Origin of the sequence: Rhizobium sp. WW22 (assembly GCF_047041135.1) — a bacterium.
Taxonomy (GTDB): Bacteria; Pseudomonadota; Alphaproteobacteria; order Rhizobiales; family Rhizobiaceae; genus Rhizobium.
On sequence record NZ_CP178198.1, the window covers coordinates 694483 to 711905 of the forward strand.

19 protein-coding genes are annotated in these 17423 nt (G+C 60.1%); 13 read left to right on the forward strand and 6 right to left on the reverse strand.

Annotated elements, in window-relative coordinates:
* Window positions 1–50: 50 nt before the first annotated feature.
* Window positions 51–410, forward strand: a complete 360-nt coding sequence (locus ACK83U_RS03545) for a DUF1491 family protein (protein WP_112607516.1) — start codon at window positions 51–53, stop codon at window positions 408–410.
* A gap of 7 nt (window positions 411–417) precedes the next feature.
* Here the strand turns inward: ACK83U_RS03545 and ACK83U_RS03550 are convergent, their stop codons facing one another.
* Together ACK83U_RS03550 and ACK83U_RS03555 are read right to left on the reverse strand one after the other, a co-directional pair.
* Window positions 418–1425 (reverse strand): DUF2336 domain-containing protein, encoded by a 1008-nt coding sequence (locus tag ACK83U_RS03550; protein WP_348648121.1) that lies wholly within the window; start codon window positions 1423–1425, stop codon window positions 418–420.
* A 441-nt stretch (window positions 1426–1866) separates the two neighbouring features.
* Window positions 1867–2073 carry a hypothetical protein gene (locus ACK83U_RS03555; protein ID WP_015339216.1) on the reverse strand — a complete coding sequence of 69 codons (207 nt, stop codon included), beginning with the start codon at window positions 2071–2073 and terminating at the stop codon, window positions 1867–1869.
* A gap of 522 nt (window positions 2074–2595) precedes the next feature.
* On the opposite strand from ACK83U_RS03555, the gene ACK83U_RS03560 reads away from it, so the two are divergent.
* On the forward strand, window positions 2596–2763 hold the full coding sequence (locus tag ACK83U_RS03560; RefSeq protein ID WP_015339217.1) for a hypothetical protein: 168 nt from the start codon (window positions 2596–2598) through the stop codon (window positions 2761–2763).
* Window positions 2764–2925: 162 nt separating this feature from the next.
* Here ACK83U_RS03560 and ACK83U_RS03565 read toward each other — a convergent pair whose 3' ends face one another.
* The 3 genes from ACK83U_RS03565 to ACK83U_RS03575 all read right to left on the reverse strand — a co-directional run bounded on the left by ACK83U_RS03565 (window position 2926) and on the right by ACK83U_RS03575 (window position 6489).
* Window positions 2926–3474, reverse strand: a complete 549-nt coding sequence (locus ACK83U_RS03565; protein ID WP_112607512.1) for a DUF1254 domain-containing protein — start codon at window positions 3472–3474, stop codon at window positions 2926–2928.
* Window positions 3467–4054, reverse strand: a complete 588-nt coding sequence (locus ACK83U_RS03570) for a DUF1214 domain-containing protein (RefSeq protein WP_112607510.1) — start codon at window positions 4052–4054, stop codon at window positions 3467–3469. The genes ACK83U_RS03565 and ACK83U_RS03570 overlap by 8 nt, the downstream gene beginning before the upstream one ends.
* 215 nt (window positions 4055–4269) lie before the next feature.
* Window positions 4270–6489, reverse strand: coding sequence for a PBP1A family penicillin-binding protein (locus tag ACK83U_RS03575; protein WP_112607508.1), 2220 nt, complete (start codon window positions 6487–6489; stop codon window positions 4270–4272).
* Window positions 6490–6653: 164 nt separating this feature from the next.
* Between ACK83U_RS03575 and ACK83U_RS03580 the strand changes: the two genes are divergently transcribed.
* Window positions 6654–7142, forward strand: coding sequence for a YcgN family cysteine cluster protein (locus tag ACK83U_RS03580; protein WP_112607633.1), 489 nt, complete (start codon window positions 6654–6656; stop codon window positions 7140–7142).
* On the opposite strand, the gene ACK83U_RS03585 is transcribed toward ACK83U_RS03580, so the two are convergent.
* Window positions 7120–7449: an MmcQ/YjbR family DNA-binding protein gene (locus ACK83U_RS03585; RefSeq protein WP_112607635.1), complete on the reverse strand. Its 330-nt coding sequence runs from the start codon at window positions 7447–7449 to the stop codon at window positions 7120–7122. The genes ACK83U_RS03580 and ACK83U_RS03585 overlap by 23 nt on opposite strands.
* Window positions 7450–7605: 156 nt before the next feature.
* On the opposite strand from ACK83U_RS03585, the gene ACK83U_RS03590 reads away from it, so the two are divergent.
* The 10 genes from ACK83U_RS03590 (at window position 7606) to ACK83U_RS03635 (ending at window position 17332) form a co-directional block, all read left to right on the forward strand.
* Window positions 7606–7914: a Dabb family protein gene (locus ACK83U_RS03590; protein ID WP_075852052.1), complete on the forward strand. Its 309-nt coding sequence runs from the start codon at window positions 7606–7608 to the stop codon at window positions 7912–7914.
* A 565-nt stretch (window positions 7915–8479) separates the two neighbouring features.
* Window positions 8480–8734 carry a hypothetical protein gene (locus ACK83U_RS03595; RefSeq protein WP_015339224.1) on the forward strand — a complete coding sequence of 85 codons (255 nt, stop codon included), beginning with the start codon at window positions 8480–8482 and terminating at the stop codon, window positions 8732–8734.
* 122 nt (window positions 8735–8856) lie between these two features.
* Window positions 8857–9528: a response regulator transcription factor gene (locus tag ACK83U_RS03600; RefSeq protein WP_015339225.1), complete on the forward strand. Its 672-nt coding sequence runs from the start codon at window positions 8857–8859 to the stop codon at window positions 9526–9528.
* Entirely contained in the window at window positions 9518–10915 is a 1398-nt protein-coding gene (locus ACK83U_RS03605) for a sensor histidine kinase (protein ID WP_112607506.1), read from the forward strand. Before ACK83U_RS03600 ends, ACK83U_RS03605 begins: the two co-directional genes overlap by 11 nt.
* A gap of 91 nt (window positions 10916–11006) precedes the next feature.
* Window positions 11007–11438, forward strand: coding sequence for a hypothetical protein (locus ACK83U_RS03610; protein WP_112607504.1), 432 nt, complete (start codon window positions 11007–11009; stop codon window positions 11436–11438).
* A gap of 95 nt (window positions 11439–11533) precedes the next feature.
* Window positions 11534–12676 (forward strand): c-type cytochrome biogenesis protein CcmI, encoded by a 1143-nt coding sequence (ccmI, locus tag ACK83U_RS03615; protein ID WP_112607502.1) that lies wholly within the window; start codon window positions 11534–11536, stop codon window positions 12674–12676.
* On the forward strand, window positions 12673–13122 hold the full coding sequence (gene ccmE, locus ACK83U_RS03620; RefSeq protein WP_112412338.1) for a cytochrome c maturation protein CcmE: 450 nt from the start codon (window positions 12673–12675) through the stop codon (window positions 13120–13122). The genes ccmI and ccmE overlap by 4 nt, the downstream gene beginning before the upstream one ends.
* Window positions 13119–15107, forward strand: coding sequence for a heme lyase CcmF/NrfE family subunit (locus ACK83U_RS03625; RefSeq protein ID WP_112607500.1), 1989 nt, complete (start codon window positions 13119–13121; stop codon window positions 15105–15107). Before ccmE ends, ACK83U_RS03625 begins: the two co-directional genes overlap by 4 nt.
* A gap of 92 nt (window positions 15108–15199) precedes the next feature.
* Window positions 15200–15610 carry a cytochrome c-type biogenesis protein CcmH gene (locus tag ACK83U_RS03630; protein ID WP_412474789.1) on the forward strand — a complete coding sequence of 137 codons (411 nt, stop codon included), beginning with the start codon at window positions 15200–15202 and terminating at the stop codon, window positions 15608–15610.
* Between the two features lie 168 nt (window positions 15611–15778).
* Complete coding sequence (locus tag ACK83U_RS03635; RefSeq protein WP_112607498.1) at window positions 15779–17332, forward strand: Do family serine endopeptidase; 1554 nt, start codon at window positions 15779–15781, stop codon at window positions 17330–17332.
* Window positions 17333–17423 lie beyond the last annotated feature (91 nt).

The following is a 17423-nucleotide window of genomic DNA, read 5'->3' on the forward strand; positions in this document are numbered from 1 at the left end:
AGGGGACGGCTTCGATTGCCTTGGCGGCCCGCCGTCGTTATAGCTCCCCTATGAGATTGCGCAGCGACATCTTTGTTTCCGCTCTTGTCCGCCGCCTGTTCGCCAGGGGCGATTTTGCTGCTGTGGAGCGCAAGGGCGAGGAGCAGGCAGGCGCGATCTTCATCCGCCAGCGTTTCCGCGACGGATTAGAGACCCTCTACGCGCCGGCACCGCAGAGCCTCTTCGATGAGGGGGAGAGCGGCACGCGGCTTTTCGAAATCCGCGTCGACCGCAGGGAGCCGCAAGAAATCCGCGAAACCCTTGATCGCGAGCTGAAGTTCGATCCCGATTTGTGGATCGTCGAGCTTGAGACGGACGATATCGGCGATATCGTCCCCTTGGCCGGTTTCCGCGCCAATCCGTTGGATTGAGCCGTCCTTATCGACGGTTCGCCACGCGTAACGCGCGCGTGGACGCCGAATTCGGCCCGAACAGCGGTGTTGCAGGACGATGGGAAGGTTTTTCCTGTGGCAGGTAGGTGTAGCTGTCGGCGCGGCGCCAGGCCTCGACGCGCGCCTGACTTTCCTCCGCATCGATATCATCGAGCACCAGCCATGCCCGGCTGACGCTGCCGTGCCGTTCGGCGAGGTGCGGATAGAAGCGCTCGAGCGAATAGACGGCATCGGCAATGCCCATGCCGAGGCTGACGAGCGTGACGGCGAGTTGTTGCCCCGAAGTGTCGAGCAGGATGCGTTCGGCGAGCCAGTAACTGGAGGAGAGGGCATCGGCGAGCGTCGTTGCGAACTGCACCGCATCGCGCTCGCGCGCAAAGCGGACGAGGAGTGCCTCCTGCGTCTCGCTGAGACTGCGCAGACCGAGTCTGTCGCTGTCGTCGCGGGTCAGATGGCGCGCAGCCTGTTTGATCTGCTGCCGCAGGATTTCCTCACGCGATTGCCGTTCGGTTTCTGACGTCTGGGCCTGCGATGAGACCATATCAACCGGCTGCTCCGCCACTGTCATACCGCGTTCCGGCTCTGCCTGATGCAGACCGACGAGCGCGTCTATGACTTTCGGGGACAGGGACGAGCGGCGGACGATCGCGCGCGCGTGGGCGGCCCCTTGCGTGCGGGCAATGGTGATAAGCGTTTCGTCATCGATCGCTTGCGAGCTTGTCAGGAAGGGAGCGGCGATCGCGATCGGCTGACAGCCGATGAACAGGGCAACGGCCTGCGGCACCGTTTCGCATTGGGAAAGGGCGGCAACTGCCTGTCGCTTCGCTTCGTCGGAGGATGCCTGGAAAACGGGGGTGAAAAGCTCCGCGAACTGTCGAAGCTCCGATTTGGACGGATGGCCCATGCCCTCGAAGCTGGTGATCGTCGCCATCAGAACCACGTCCTTCTTGCGGACAGTCGCAGGCTCTTCAAGGTCTCGAAACCGATCACGCACGCCAACACCCATACTGATACGCCGAACAAAAAAGCAGGGAGCCCCAAGATCGACCATGGCTTCCGCTTCGATTCATTCCAGTCGAACCGGACGACTCTTTCGATAAAGAGGGCGTTCTCGGCGATGACTATCGAAACGGGTATGGACACGGTCGTCCTTATCTGGCTTTCGCGAAAGACTAAGGCCGGCAGGGTTAATGCTTCGTGAAAACTTTATTAAAATCCGAATAAAAATTGCGCGTTAAGCTTGCGCGAGGAGTGCAGCGGCATTTTGTCCGCATGGACGGCAGTTTGGGCGCAAGCGGGCCTGTGGAAAACCTTTCTCGGCATAGGTTCCCATAGCGAAATTCAACCTATGAGTGCTTCCGTTGCGGAGATAGTCAAAAGCGACGTCACTCGCTGCAAAAGCGGAGATCCGGCCTCTTGATGCTGATGGGATTCTTTAGATGCCCTTGTGCTCGCGCAAGGCCGCGAGCAGCTTTTCCGAGGTGTTGTAGCCGGATTGAAAAAGGCCGATTGCCGCCGTGGCCGCGAACTGGGCTTCCGTACTTTTAATATCGATCCGCTTTTCCAGGCACCACCCGTCCAACGCATTACGCAGGACCGTGACATCCTCCGGTGAAAAGACGGAACTGCCCGTCGCAAACATTGATTGCCCTCGAATTTCAATTCTTACATTACGTTAATTTTTCGTGAGCGCAAATAATATTTGTGTGACGCTTTTCTGCAACGCGATGCCTCCCGCTCTGTTTACGTGGAAGCTCATCGTCGCAGTTAAGTATATAATATTATTAGATTTTATAGGAAAGCCGGCAGTTGGAATTTTTCCACTGGTGATGAAACCAAAACTGTCGCCCGAGCGTTAATAGAGCATGGAGAACGATACCGGAAATGAGTCGCGACGAGAATTAGCATTCTGTTAACTGCGATATGTATGAATTCCGATTGACAGCAGCCATTGGCAGAATGTGATCGAGTGTAAAGACAGCATGGGAGCCAAAAATCGGTGCTCATGCCACGGTGTAAGGGAAATGCCGTGAGAAGGCGTAGATGCCTCCATCGAAGCCCTAGCAGAGAGGTTGGATGGAGGAAGCGCTAGCCCGCTTCAGCAGCGGGCAGGGTGAAATCTAGTCGCAGGTTCATCCGTCTCGAGACGTTAATGGAGACGAGAATGGCAAAGATCATATCTCTTTCGGATTGGCGTTTGCGTCTGCCGCCGCGCGCCCAGAAGGAACCGGTGGAGGCGAGAATACTCTTGTTCACCGGCGTGCGTTACGAACATCTTGATACGCCAACGCATCGGCCCGGCGCAGGACCGAAGCGGGCAAAAGGGAAATAATCACGTCAAACGAGCAAGTGCGCAGCGAATTCGCGCGCACTTGCCAGCTGCGGCCGCAATCAGCTGTTCCGCGCTCATACCGGCAGCTATCCCGGATCAACCTAGCTCCAGCCGCTTAATTGGCGGCCTGCGCTTCCAGCAATATCTCAGCCCAAGAATATCTCAGCCATTGTCGAATTCATCGCACCCGGCCTGTGAGAGAAATTCCCGCGCCGCATTGTCGAAGCTTGCCTGCGGCGCCATCGTGCGTAGGACCGCATAGCCTTGAGACCGCGGCACTTCCACCAGGATCGACTGGGCAAGGGCGGGCGGTAGTGCCTTGCGTATGCCCGTCAGCTGAACGGGGGATGCAAGCAGCAGATCGAGCGCTCCGCCGACCGATGTGCGGTCGCTCATGCTGAACACTTCATTGGATGCCGCGTCATAGATGGCAAGCGACCAGAACGGCACCTTGCCCTTCGCGGTCAAATGAACAGGCGTATCCTCGATGTCGAAAGCGCAGACGGCCGTGCGGATGTAGGGATCAGCGTTAGAAAGCCCCGCGTCATCGTCCTTGTTGTCGAGCATATAGAAATGGTTCTCGTCACCTTCGTCCGACACACGTGTATAGGCGTCACGATCGGAGAAGTGCGGCAGCGACAGAATGATGATGATATGCAGCAGTACCGCACCGAATAGGCCGGTCAGAATCGCAAAGACGAATCTAAACATTGCCGCATCCGATCTTCTCGAGTTTCGGCATACCGAGATCGATCAGGCCGGAATTGCTGGCCGCCGGCGAATCCAGGAGTGTCCATACCAGACGGAAATTGCCAGACGGGGGCAAGGCAAGCCAGTTGCCCGCCTGGGCTGAGGACGAAACGGTGATGTTGAAGGTCGAATCCGGCTTGCGCAGCACCACCCAGGAATTGATGGTGGAGGGGCGACCGGCAGCATCCTCGACCGGACGGCCGTCATTACCGGCGATGAAAAGGGTCCATAGTCTCGCCGGCGGCGTCTGGCCGCTGATGCGGTAGGTGCAATTTGCGGTCAGCCGCGCTTTGCCGTCATCGTCGGAGGCAGTAAACACCAGCCCTTCGGCGGTGCCATAGAGCAGCCGCCCGGCACGCGCTCTATGGGATTTCGCATAAGGGTCCGCATCCGCTGTCTGCATTTCGGGGAAAGCCTGCCAGGCGCCAAGCTTGATCGCGCCGAAGCCGGAGGTGGCATCCAGCGCCAGAAGCGTGAACACGATCCCGCCGCCGAAGGCGATGACAAGCGAAAGCGCAACAAGAAGGGGAACTCGGAACACCCTGGGATCGTCCTCGTGACAAATCAGTGCCGATTTATTCCTGATTCTGGCGGTAGGGGGAAGGGCAAGCCACTATTTACGGCTGTCTTGAGAACAATGGCGAAGATCGGGAATAGCAGCGGACATGCAAAACACCGGCCTCCATCCTTCAGTTCGACCGCGGGTTTGCCGCTGCCATCAGCGTCGCGCCGCCGCGCATTTCCTGGGGGAACTGGTTATTCAGGCGCTGTCGTGCTGCGATGCTCCGCCGTCGCCACCTTCTGTGCCCCGAGTGGTGTTGCGGCCTTCAGCCTTTCGCCGATATCGCGCAGGATGCTTGTGGAGTCGACCGAAAGCGAGCGCGGACGCACCAATGGCGGCAGGCCGCCATTGGCAGGGTCGGCGGGCTTCTTGGCCGCAACCGTTTGTGGTTTCTGTACAGGAAAAGGGTTGGCGATGCCGGGGATCGGTTTCAGCACGATGCCCTGATTGGCGTAATCCATGATCTTCTTGAAGGTCATGGCCGGCAGGGTGCCGCCCGTCATGTTGTTGGTGGAGGTATAGTCGTCGTTGCCGAACCAGACCGCGCAGGTGTAATTGCCCGTAAAGCCGATGAACCAGGCGTCGCGATAGGCCTGAGTGGTGCCGGTCTTGCCGCCGACCACGATGCCGTTGTCGAGGGCTGCCTTGCGGCCGGTGCCGATCACCGGAACCTGCGTCAGCATCTGGTTCATGTAGGACGTGGCTTTTTCGCTGAGAACCCGTTTTGCAGGGAACTCGTCGTGACTGAAATCATAGAGCACCTTGCCGTCATAGCCGGTGATCTGCTCGATGCCGTGACGCCGCGACTGCATGCCGTTGGCCGGGAAGACGGCATAGGCGGTCGCCTGGTCGAGAACGGTCACTTCCGATGTGCCGATCGGAATGGTCTTGTCGTTGCGGATCGGCGTCTCGACACCCATGGCCTTGGCCATGTTGCGGATCGGTTGAATGCCGAATTTCTCCTTGGCGAGCCGTACGGGGATGGTGTTGATCGACTGCGTCAGCGCCTGGGTGAGCGTCACCTTGCCTTCATAGCGGTTCTCGTAATTGTGCGGGCTCCAATTGCCCCAGCTGATCGGCGCATCGACGATGGTGGATGTCGGCGTCATGCCATTCTCCATCGCCACTGAATAGGTATAGATCTTGAAGGATGAACCGGGTTGGCGCAGCGCCTTGGTCGCACGGTTGAATTGGCTTTCACCGTAGTCGCTGCCGCCGACCATGGCGCGCACGGCGCCACCGTTTTCGATGACGACGGAGGCACCCTGTTTGGCCTTATAGCGCTCGCCGAATTCCATCAGACTGGATTGGACCGAATCCTCCGCCGCCTTCTGCAGCCCCATATCGATGGTGGTGCGCACGATCAACGAGCGCTCGGGGAACCGGTTTGAAAGCCGCTGTACCTCGTCAAAGGCCCAGTCGAGGAAATAATCCGGGGATTCGATCTGGGCGCGGTCGACCACTGAAGCCGGGTTGCGCCGCGCGGCGACGACCTGTCCCTCGGTCATCAGCCCGCTCTGCACGAGATTGGACAGCACGTCGTTGGCGCGGGCACGAGCGGCGGGCAGGTTAACATGCGGCGCATATTTCGCCGGCGCCTTGAAGAGGCCGGCGAGCATTGCAGCTTCGGCCAGATTGACGTCGGTAATGCTCTTGCCGAAATAGAATTGCGCCGCCGCCGCTGCGCCGAAGGTGCCGCCGCCCATATAGGTGCGGTCGAGATAGAGGCTCAGGATCTCCTTCTTGGAGAGATTGGCCTCGAGCCAGATCGCCAGGAAGGCTTCCTTGACCTTGCGTTCGATGGAGCGCTCGTTGCTGAGGAAGATGTTCTTGGCAAGCTGCTGCGTCAGCGTCGAACCGCCTTGGACGACGCCGCCGGCCTGCGCATTGACGGTCAGCGCGCGGAACAGGCCGATCACATCGATGCCGAAATGGTCGAAGAAGCGCCGGTCCTCGGTCGCCAGCACCGCCTTGATGAAATAATCCGGCAGCTGGTCGACCGGCACGGAATTTTCGTGAATGATGCCGCGATGGCCGATGACATTGCCGTAGCGGTCGAGGAAGGTGACGGCGAAATTGCCGCGGTTGCGCCAATCGCCCTGTGTGGCCTCGAAGGCCGGCATGGCGAGCATCAGCATGACAACGGAGCCGGCGGTCCCCAGCGTCAGGCCTTCACCGAGCAATTCGAAAAAGATACGTTTCCAGCCGCGAACGCGGAAGCGGCGGAAGAAGATGGTGATCTCTTCCCACGCCTCGGCGAGACCGAAGCCGGCATTCCACAAAGTGGAGTCGATCCATGAATCGAGGCGCAAAAAGAAATAGCGCTTCCGACGCCGCGGCTTTTCGGCCCCGTTATCCCTAGGCGTCTCGGGCTCCATCTTCGGCCCGTTTTCTGGATTGGATGGGTCTTCCACGCTCTACTTCCCGACCACATTGCTGCCGCGTGTCTCCTTGTGGCACACGCAAAGCCCATTATCTCATAGAACGGCTAATTGAATAATTGGTTGATTTAGAGAAAAGAACAAGAGACATGCATGCCGCAGCCCGAATTCCCCTTGGCCGGGCGAGGACGATGATGATGACAGACGAGATACCCTTCTGGAAAAGCAAGACCCTGACGGAGATGAGCCCGTCGGAATGGGAGAGCCTTTGCGACGGCTGTGGCCTCTGTTGTCTCAACAAGCTCGAGGAGTGGGATAGCGGCGACGTCTATTTCACCTCGATCCGCTGCAAGCTGATGGATGGCGAGAGCTGTCGTTGCACCAGCTATCCGAACCGCTGGGATTTCGTGCCGGATTGCGTGCAACTGACGCCCGAGAAAGTGCCGGAGCTGCAATGGCTGCCGCCCACCTGCGCCTATCGCCTCGTCAACGAGGGCCGCGATCTCTATTGGTGGCATCCGTTGATCTCGGGCGATCCGGAAACGGTGCATATAGCGGGTGCCTCCGCACAAGGGCGCACCATCAGCGAAAACGATGTCGCTCTCGATGATTTCGAGGATTATGTTGTCGACTGGCCGCTGACCGTCGAGGACGACATGATACCTAATCCTCCGGCAAAGCCATAGATTTCGGCGCTGTATTCCGCCAGGCCTGACGCACCAGCCTTCTGACCTCCTCGCTTCCGGCATCGCGATGGAAAAGTCGGGTCCACCCCTTCAGGCCCCAGCTGCCGGGCACGGCGGCGACATGTTCAGGCATGATGGTCGAAGCCATCTGCTGCTGGTCCGGCGTCAGCTTGAGGACGCAGAAATCCGGTCCGCGAAGTGTCATGAAGATCTTGCCCCCCACGCGAAAGTCACGGGTTCCGAAGTGTGAGCTCTCTGCTGCGTACGGCAGGCCAAGGGCGAGGGATATAAGGTCCTCATCGGTCATGGCCGCGATGATAACACGCCGCGCCGCCGTGCCGTAAATGGGCGCCTGCGTGACCTGCGACGAAACGGTTCGGGAAGCGAAGGGGCGTTTTATTGAATTGCACCCACACGCATGGTATCGCGCGATGCCCCGCGCATATGTACAAGGAGCCGCCGCGTGATCCGTCATATCGTCTTCTTCACCGTTCCCGATCGCGCCAAGCTTGAGGAGGTCCGTTCCGGCCTCTCGATCCTCACGGCCATTCCGCATGCGCGGCTTTTGGAGATCGGCACGAACGTCAAGACCGATCAGCTCGGAACCGAAGTCGATCTGGTGGTCTACGGCGAATTCGACGACGAGGCGGCATTGGCGGCTTACAAGGCCCATCCGAACTACCAGCGCTCCATCGAGCGCGTTCGTCCGCTGCGCGAAATGCGCATTGCGGCAGACTATGAGACGGTGACGGCCGTCCGTGAACCTTTCTGAACGTCTGGCCCCGTAGAACCATTTCCCGCCAGCCCTTTCAACGGATTGAGCACGCGAGCGGAATCGGATTGTCGGCAACCGGATTCTCGGCTTGAGGTTCTTGAATCAACTTTTGAAGCTCCGGATTCAACTTGAGAAGAAATCGCGGCAAGCGATTCAAAGGACTCAAGGAAATCGCCACGCCTTATGTCGACAAGACGCTTGCAGGCCGGTTGCATTGGCCACGAAAGGCGACGTTTCATCCCGCCTCTATGAACCGATGATAAGCAAGAATGATTAAAAATGGCTAAGCCTGCGGCTCCGGGCGTGTGGTGCCCGCGAACGCGGATACGTATCGATTCACGCATATCGCCGATAGATTGTATGGATGCGGCGCTCCGGAACGACAGCCGGTTGCCGTTATCACGCTACGGCAGATGCGCGTTCAATAATTTCAAATGGTTAGAGCACCAGTCAGGTGACCCCGACGCATGGTCGGCCGAAAATTACAGCCCATTCATTTGCCATTCAGACGTGTTTGGGTAAATAATCGGCCAAGTTCATATCCCTGTGGGAAGCCCGAAGCATGGCCTCATTTTCAAGCATAGCAGCAGCGGCCCTCGTTCTGGCCGGCTCGTCTGTTCTGCCGGCGCCAGCGCCGACGTCGACCCTGGTCGCGCGCGCCAACAGCGATTGCAGTGAGGCCGCTGACGAGGTGGTCGCCAAGACCGGCGGTCAGCTTCTCTCGGTACAACCATCCGGTGACAGCTGCATCATCACTGTTCTCGTCCAGGGCAACGGCCAGCGTCCGCGCAAGGTGACGATGAAGGTGCCGATGTGATTCCCGCGCATTTTGGTGCCACCTAACGCCTTGAATCTTACACGAAATCTTATTGTTTCCGTGATTCCACTGCGCCACGATTTGCGGTACTGTTTATCGAACCGGGGAAATTGGATTTAGAGATGCGCATTCTCATAGTCGAAGACGATATCAACTTGAACCGTCAGCTTGCCGAGGCCTTGAAGGAGGCAGGCTATGTGGTCGATACGGCCTTTGATGGCGAGGAAGGGCATTTCCTCGGCGATACCGAGCCTTACGATGCTATCATCCTCGATATCGGCTTGCCTGAAATGGATGGCATCACAGTGCTTGAGAAATGGCGTGGCGCCGGGCGCACTGTGCCGGTGCTTCTTTTGACCGCACGTGATCGCTGGAGCGACAAGGTGGCAGGCATCGACGCCGGCGCCGACGACTACGTCGCCAAGCCCTTCCATGTCGAGGAAGTGCTTGCCCGCATCCGCGCTCTCATCCGCCGCGCCGCCGGGCATGCCTCTTCGGAAATCGTCTGCGGCCCGGTGCGGCTCGACACCAAGAGCTCGAAGGCAACTGTCGACGGCAAGCCGCTAAAGCTCACCTCGCACGAATATCGTCTGCTTGCCTATCTCATGCATCACAAGGGGGAGGTCGTCTCACGCACCGAGCTGGTCGAGCATATGTACGATCAGGATTTCGATCGGGATTCCAATACGATCGAGGTATTTGTCGGTCGTCTGCGCAAGAAGATGGGTGTCGACCTGATCGAAACGGTTCGCGGCCTTGGTTACAGAATCCAAGCTCCGACCAATGCGAATTAAGTCGCTCACCGCTCGCGTCCTGCTGCTGACCACGCTTTGGTCCGCCGTGGCGCTGGTGGTGATCGGCCTCGTCATCTCGAATATCTATCGCAAGAGCGCCGAGCGCGGTTTCCAGGACCTGTTGCGCGCGCAGCTCTATAACGTCATCAACTCGGTGACGATCGGCGACCAGGGCACATTGTCAGGCAGCCCGCAGCTCGGTGATTTGCGTTTTGCCCAGCCGAAGACCGGCTGGTACTGGATGGTCGAGCCGCTTGGCACCTATACGGCGACGCCACTGGTCTCGCCGTCGCTCGGCGCATCGAACTTGCCTGTTCTCTCCGTGCTGGAAGCGCCCTTCGACAAGAATTACGAACGCTATTACATCGTCACCGATGCCTTCGGAAACCGCGTCCAGGTAGCCGAAACGGAAGTCGTGCTCGACACGGACGGCCGTGCCGCACGCTTCCGTGTGACTGGCAATGTGGCCGTGGTCGAGGACGACGTCCGCAATTTCTCCCACAGCCTCTACTTCGCACTCGTCGGCTTCGGCGTCGGAAGCTTGATCGTCAATGCGCTCGCCATTCTCTACGGCCTGAAACCGCTCGACAAGGCGCGCGCCGCGCTGGAGCGCATCCGCGCCGGTGAAAGCGAACGCTTGCAGGGCGATTTCCCGCGTGAGATCCTGCCGCTTGCCAATGAGATCAACGCGCTCATCGAGAGCAACCGGCGTATCGTCGAGCGTGCCCGCATGCAGGTCGGCAATCTCGCGCACTCGCTGAAAACGCCGATTGCGGTGCTGCTCAACGAATCCCGCGTCTTGGAGCGCTCACATGGCGATTTGGTGAAGAACCAGGCAGAAGCCATGCAGGGGCAGGTGCAATCCTATCTCAATCGTGCCCGCATCGCCGCCCAGCGCGAATCCGTGCTGGCACGCACCGAGGCCGAGCCAGCGCTGGAACGGCTCGTCCGTGTCATGCGACGGCTGAACGCCGACAAGGAGTTCGAACTCTCCGTCTCGCCCAATCTGGCGCTCGCCATGGAGCAGCAGGATCTCGAGGAGACGGTCGGCAATCTCCTCGAAAATGCCGCCCGCTTTGCCGAACACAAGGTGCGTCTGGTTGCAAACGAGGCGCCGGCCGAGATCAAGGGTATCGATCCGGCGCGGCGCCACTGGGTGGAACTGGTGGTTGAGGACGACGGTCCCGGGCTGGAGCCGGATCAGATCCGCGAAGCCATGAAGCGCGGGCGCAGACTGGACGAGAGCAAGCCCGGCACGGGGCTTGGGCTTTCGATCGTCAGCGAGATCACCAATGAATATCAAGGCCGTTTCGAACTCTCCCGGGGTAGCTGGGGCGGGCTTCGGGCGAGCCTAATTTTGCCGGGTCTGATGAAGGATGTTGCGTGAGGAACGGCATGATGCCAAAAGACGTTGTGGGTCATGATGATGCCGCAGCGCAGTACCTATTGGTTTTGCTTTTTGATACTGGTTCGGTTGTATGAAGCTTCGTACCTTTTTCCTGGTCGTCCCCTCTCTTTTCGCCGCATTCGCGCTTTCTGGTTGCTCGACCACGAGCAGCTTGGGAGGCGGCAAGAGTCTGTTTTCGTCTGCGAAGCCTCCGGCCTCCGCGACCTTCATCAATGCTCTTGATGGTGGCATCGTCGAGCGCACCGGCATCAAGCTCAGCGACAGCGACAAGCAGCGCGCGCTGGAAGCCGAATATCGGGCGCTTGAGACCTCGCCTCTCGGCCAGCCTGTGGCATGGAAGGGCAGGAATGCAAGTGGCGAGGTTGTCCCCGCTGCGCCCTATCAGGTCGGCTCGCAGAATTGCCGGCAATATACGCATACCGTCACGGTCGACGGCAAGCCGACGACCGCAAGGGGCGCGGCCTGCCGCAATGACGACGGCACCTGGACGCCGCTTGAATAGGCGTCTGCAATGAAAGGCGCGGCCAAACGCCTCAAATCTTCGTCAGATGGCCTTTCCCGGTTGGAATAAGCGCCCCGTTAAAGTATTGGGCGTCTATGCTGTTCTGGATTCTCGTGGCCGTTCTTACGGCGGTTGTCGGCGCTGTGCTGCTCTATCCTCTTCTGCGTGGTGCGAAGGAGGCGAAGGGCGGCCGTTCCGGCGAGACTGAGGTCTATCGCGATCAGCTTCGTGAACTGGAGCGCGATCTTGCCGGCGGCCTCATCTCCGCGCAGGAGGCAGGCTATGCCCGCGCCGAAATAGGACGGCGCCTCATCGCTGCCGCCAAAGACGAGAAGACGGCGGCAAAATCGCCTGCGCGTGGTAACTATCGTCTTGCTCAGGCCTTCATCATCGTCCTTCTTCCGGCCGTTGGTCTCTGTCTTTATCTTATCAACGGCGATCCCGGCCTGCCGGCGCAGCCGCTGGAAGCGCGGCTGGAGAAGCCAGGAAACGATCTCGCCATCTCGATCGTCAAGATCGAGCAGCATCTGGCCAAGAACCCGGATGACGCCAAGGGCTGGGAAGTCCTGGCACCCATCTATTTCAAGACTAACCGTATCGGCGATGCGGAGCTTGCCTATCGCAATGTCATCCGTCTGTTGGGGCCGAATGCGGCCCGGCTTGGCGATCTGGGCGAGGTGCTGGTCGTCAAGGCCAATGGCATAGTAACGGCGGAGGCGCGGGGCGTGCTGCAGCAATCGCTTGCGCTCGATGCCGCCAATCCGCGCACGCTTTTCTATCTGGCGCTCGCGCTGGAGCAGGAGGGCAAGGCTGCCGATGCGAAGACCGCCTTCGAGGCTCTCGCCAAGCAATCGCCGCCTGACGCGCCCTGGCTTGCTGTCGTTGATCAACACATCGTCAAGAACGGCGGCCAGCCGACGGTATCGGCGAACGACAAGGCCCCTGGCAATCCGACGGCGGAGGACGTCGCTGCGGCGAATGCGCTGAGCAGCGGCGATCGCCAGCAGATGATCCGCGGCATGGTCGACAGCCTCGATGCCAAGCTCAAGGAAGATCCCAAGAATTTCGAGGGCTGGATGCGGCTAATCCGCTCCTATGCGGTGTTGAATGATCGGGAGCGCGCAGCGGATGCGTTGAAGCGCGGTCTCGCGGCCTTTCCGGCCGATGGAGGGGAGGGCCAGCAGCTTCTGGCGCTGGCGAAAGAATTGGGATTGCCGACGGAGGTGACGCAGCAATGACCCGCAAGCAGAAACGTCTGGCTGTGATCGCCGGCGGCATGGGTTTCATCGCCGTTGCCGTGCTGCTCGTGCTGTTCGCCTTCAGCCAGTCGGTCGCCTACTTCTATATGCCGGCGGATCTCGCCAAGACGCCGGTCAATGCCGGGACGCTGATCCGCCTCGGCGGGCTTGTCGGTGAGGGATCGATCGTGCGTGGTCAGGGTACGCAAGTGCAGTTCTCCGTCACGGACGGCACCGACACGATCAAGGTCAAGTATGACGGCATTCTGCCAGACCTGTTCCGCGAAGGGCAGGGTGTGGTGACCGAAGGCAGGTTCGAGCCGGGCAGCGACGTTTTTGTTGCCGACAGCGTGCTCGCCAAGCATGATGAGCGCTATATGCCAAAGCAGGTCGCCGATAAGCTGAAGGCCGATGGCGTCTGGAAGGGCGAGGAGGCCACCCGATGATCATCGAGCTCGGACACTATGCGCTGGTGCTGGCGCTCGCCACCGCACTCGTCGTCTCCATCCTTCCCGTGATCGGCGCCAGGCGCGGCGACGTGTCGATGATGGATATCGCCCCCGTCGGCGCGATCGTCATGTTCCTGCTGGTCGCCTTTTCTTTCGGCGTGCTGACCTATGCCTATGTCGCCTCCGATTTCTCCGTCCTCAATGTCTGGGCAAACTCCCATTCGCTGATGCCGCTGGTCTTCAAGATCTCCGGCGTCTGGGGCAATCACGAGGGATCGATGATGCTCTGGCTGCTGATCCTGGCGCTGTTCAGCGCGCTGGTCGCGCTCTTCGGGCGCAATCTGCCCGACGTGCTGCGCGCCAATGTGCTGGCCGTGCAGTCGTGGATCTCCTCGGCCTTCCTGGTCTTCATTCTGCTCACCTCCAATCCGTTCCTTCGGCTCAATCCGGCGCCGGCGGAGGGCAAGGATCTCAATCCCGTCCTCCAGGATATCGGCCTCGCGATCCATCCGCCGCTGCTCTATCTCGGTTATGTCGGCTTCTCCGTTTGCTTTTCCTTCGCCGTCGCCGCACTTTTGGAAGGTCGCATCGATGCCGCCTGGGCACGTTGGGTCCGCCCCTGGACGCTGGCCGCCTGGAGCTTCCTGACGCTTGGCATCGCAATGGGTTCCTATTGGGCCTATTACGAGCTCGGCTGGGGCGGCTGGTGGTTCTGGGACCCGGTGGAAAATGCCTCCTTCATGCCCTGGCTTGCCGGCACGGCGCTGCTGCATTCGGCTGTTGTCATGGAAAAGCGCGATGCCTTGAAGATCTGGACGGTGCTGCTGGCAATCCTGACGTTTTCCCTGTCGCTGCTCGGCACCTTCCTCGTCCGCTCGGGCGTGCTGACCTCCGTCCATTCCTTCGCCAGCGATCCGACGCGCGGTATCTTCATCCTCTGCATTCTCCTGATCTTCATCGGCGGGGCTTTGTCGCTGTTTGCCCTGCGCGCACCGAAGCTTGCCGCCGGCGGATTGTTCGCGCCGATCTCGCGTGAGGGCGCGCTTGTGTTGAACAACCTGATCCTCACGGTCGCCTGCGGAACGGTGTTGACCGGTACGCTCTATCCGCTGGCGCTCGAAACACTGACCGGCGACAAGATTTCCGTTGGGCCGCCCTTCTTCAACATGACCTTCGGATTGCTGATGACGCCGATCCTCGTTGCCGTGCCGTTCGGCCCGCTGCTCGCCTGGAAGCGCGGCGATCTGCTCGGTGCGCTGCAGAGGCTTTATGTCATTGCGGGCCTGGCCTTCCTGGCCGGCCTTGTCCTGTTCTATGTCGAGCATGGTGGGCCAGTGCTTGCCGCTCTCGGCCTCGCCGCCGGCTTCTTCCTGGTCTTCGGCGCCTTGGCCGACCTCTGGTATCGCGCCGGCGTCGGCAAGGTGGCGGCTGGTGTCGCGTGGCGCCGCCTGAGCGGGCTGCCGCGCTCTGCGTTTGGCACGGCGCTTGCCCATGCCGGCCTCGGCATCACTGTCCTCGGCATCGTCGCGGTGACGACCTTCGAGGCGGAACACATCACCAGCATGAAGCCGGGCGAGACAGCCGAGCTCGGCGGCTACAGCCTGCGCTTTGACGGCGTGCAGCCCGGCGTCGGCCCGAATTTCACCGAGGATCGCGCTCATTTCACCGTCAGCCGTGGAGGCGTTGTCTTTGCGGAAATGTCGTCCGCCAAGCGCGTCTTTACTGCGAGCCGCACGGCGACCACCGAATCCGGCATTCTCACCCTAGGTCTCAACCAACTCTATGTATCGGTCGGCGACGCCAACAAGGATGGCGGCATGGTCGTGCGCATTTGGTGGAAGCCGTTCATTCTTTGCATCTGGCTGGGAGCGCTGGTTATGGCGATCGGCGGTTTCGTGTCGCTCAGCGACCGTCGTCTGCGCGTCGGCGCTCCGAGCCGGAAGACGAAACCAGTTCGTTCGACCCTGGAGCCGGCCGAATGACCGGCCGTCGGCAGACATCGCGCTTTGCCGGAATCCGCAGTCTTTGCGGCGCAATATGGCTGGTTCTTTGCCTTGTTGCACTTCTGGCGCCAATGAGTGCCTTTGCGGTCAATCCGGACGAAGTTTTGCCCGATTCGGCCTTGGAGGCGCGGGCGCGGACGATCTCGGCCGAACTGCGCTGCATGGTCTGCCAGAATCAATCCATCGATGATTCCAATGCCGATCTCGCGCGGGACCTGCGCTTGCTGGTCCGCAAACGCCTGACCGATGGCGACACTGATCAGCAGGTGCTCGATTACATCGTCTCCCGCTATGGCGAGTTCGTGCTGCTCAAGCCGCGCCTAAGCGAAAAGACATACATCCTCTGGGGAGCACCGATCGCGCTCTTCGTAGCGGGCGCATTGGCCCTTGCCGTCTATGCGCGCCGCCGCGCGGGCAAGCCCACCGGTAGCTCTCTGAACGCCGATGAAGAGGCGCAGTTAAAAGATATCCTCGGGAAGTGACGCGGCCGTCGTCTTTCGTCATAACGTTGCATCGATACCTTACATTACGAATTTTTCATGGGGCGGACAGTTCGTTGTAAGGTGCCGTGCCCTATATCTTCATTATGATGCACCATAGCCGGTTTCGCCCGGCGCAAATCTGACGAGAAACGAAAAGGTAATTCGCATATGTTCAGGAATATCAAGGACACTTTGTCCCGCAGCACTGCTATGAAGGCTTCCGTCGTCGCAGGCCTCGCTGTTGCTGCCTTGGCAACGGGTGTTCCGGCCGTGGTCCCGGGTGCCTATGCCGATGCCGTCAACGTTCAGGCGCCGCAGGTTCCGAGCTTCGCCAATGTAGTGGATGCCGTTTCGCCGGCCGTCGTGTCGGTTCGCGTCGAATCCCGTGTCAACTCGGTTGCCGACGAGGATGATTCTTTCGGTCTCGGCCGTGGCTTCGATGACCTTCCGGACGATCACCCGCTGAAGAAGTTCTTCCGCCAGTTCGAGCAGCAGCAGGGCCGCGGCCAGCAGCGCGGCCAGAACCAGCAGAAGAATTCTGACGACAAGGGCCACCTGCGCCCGGTCGCTCAAGGGTCCGGCTTCTTCGTTTCGGAAGATGGCTACATCGTCACCAACAACCACGTCGTTTCCGATGGTGCAGCTTTCGTCGTCGTCCTCAACGACGGCACTGAACTCGACGCCAAGCTCGTCGGCAAGGATAGCCGTACCGATCTCGCTGTCCTGAAAGTCGACCCCAAAGGCAAGAAGTTCACCTATGTCGGCTGGGCCGATGACTCCAAGGTTCGCGTCGGCGACTGGGTCGTTGCCGTCGGTAACCCGTTCGGCCTCGGTGGCACCGTGACCGCTGGTATCGTTTCGGCCCGCGGCCGTGATATCCATTCCGGTCCCTACGATGATTACATTCAGATCGACGCACCGGTGAACAAGGGCAATTCCGGCGGCCCGACCTTCAACCTCAACGGCCAGGTGGTCGGCATCAATACCGCCATCTTCTCGCAGTCCGGCGGCAGCGTCGGCATCGCCTTCGCGATCCCGGCAACCACGGCCAAGGATGTCGTCGCCGACCTGATCAAGACCGGCACGGTTTCGCGCGGCTGGCTTGGCGTACAGATCCAGCCCGTCACCAAGGATATCGCCGAATCCCTCGGCCTGTCCGAAGCAAGCGGTGCTCTCGTGGTTTCTCCGCAGGATGGTTCGCCGGGTCAGAAGGCCGGCATCAAGAACGGCGACGTCGTCACCGCAGTGAATGGCGACCCGGTCAAGGATCCGCGTGATTTGGCTCGTCGCATCGGCGCGATGCAGCCGGGTTCCAAGGTCGAGGTTTCTATCTGGCGCGCTGGCAAGTCGCAGTCGGTCACGGTTGAGCTCGGCACGCTTCCGGCCGATCAGAATCAGGCCTCGAATGACGACTCGCAGCCGAGCCAGCCGCAGCAGCCGTCCTCCGAGAAGGCCCTGGCTGACCTTGGCCTGACCGTCGGCCCTTCCGATGATGGCAAGGGCGTAGCGATCACGGCCGTCGATCCCGACTCCGATGCCGCCGATAAGGGCGTGAAGGAAGGCGAAAAGATCACGTCGGTCAACAACCAGCAGATCTCCAACGCCGGCGATATTGCCAAGATCATCGAGCAGGCGAAGAAGGACGGTCGCACCCGCGCCCTGTTCCAGATTCAGTCCGGTGACGGCAGCCGCTTCGTTGCTTTGCCGATCAACGCCGGTTGATCCTTCAGGCGGATGAAATGCATTGGGAAAGCCGCGCAGGCCACGGCTTGTGCGGCTTTCCCTTTTAGAACGTGTCAAATGACTGGTTCCA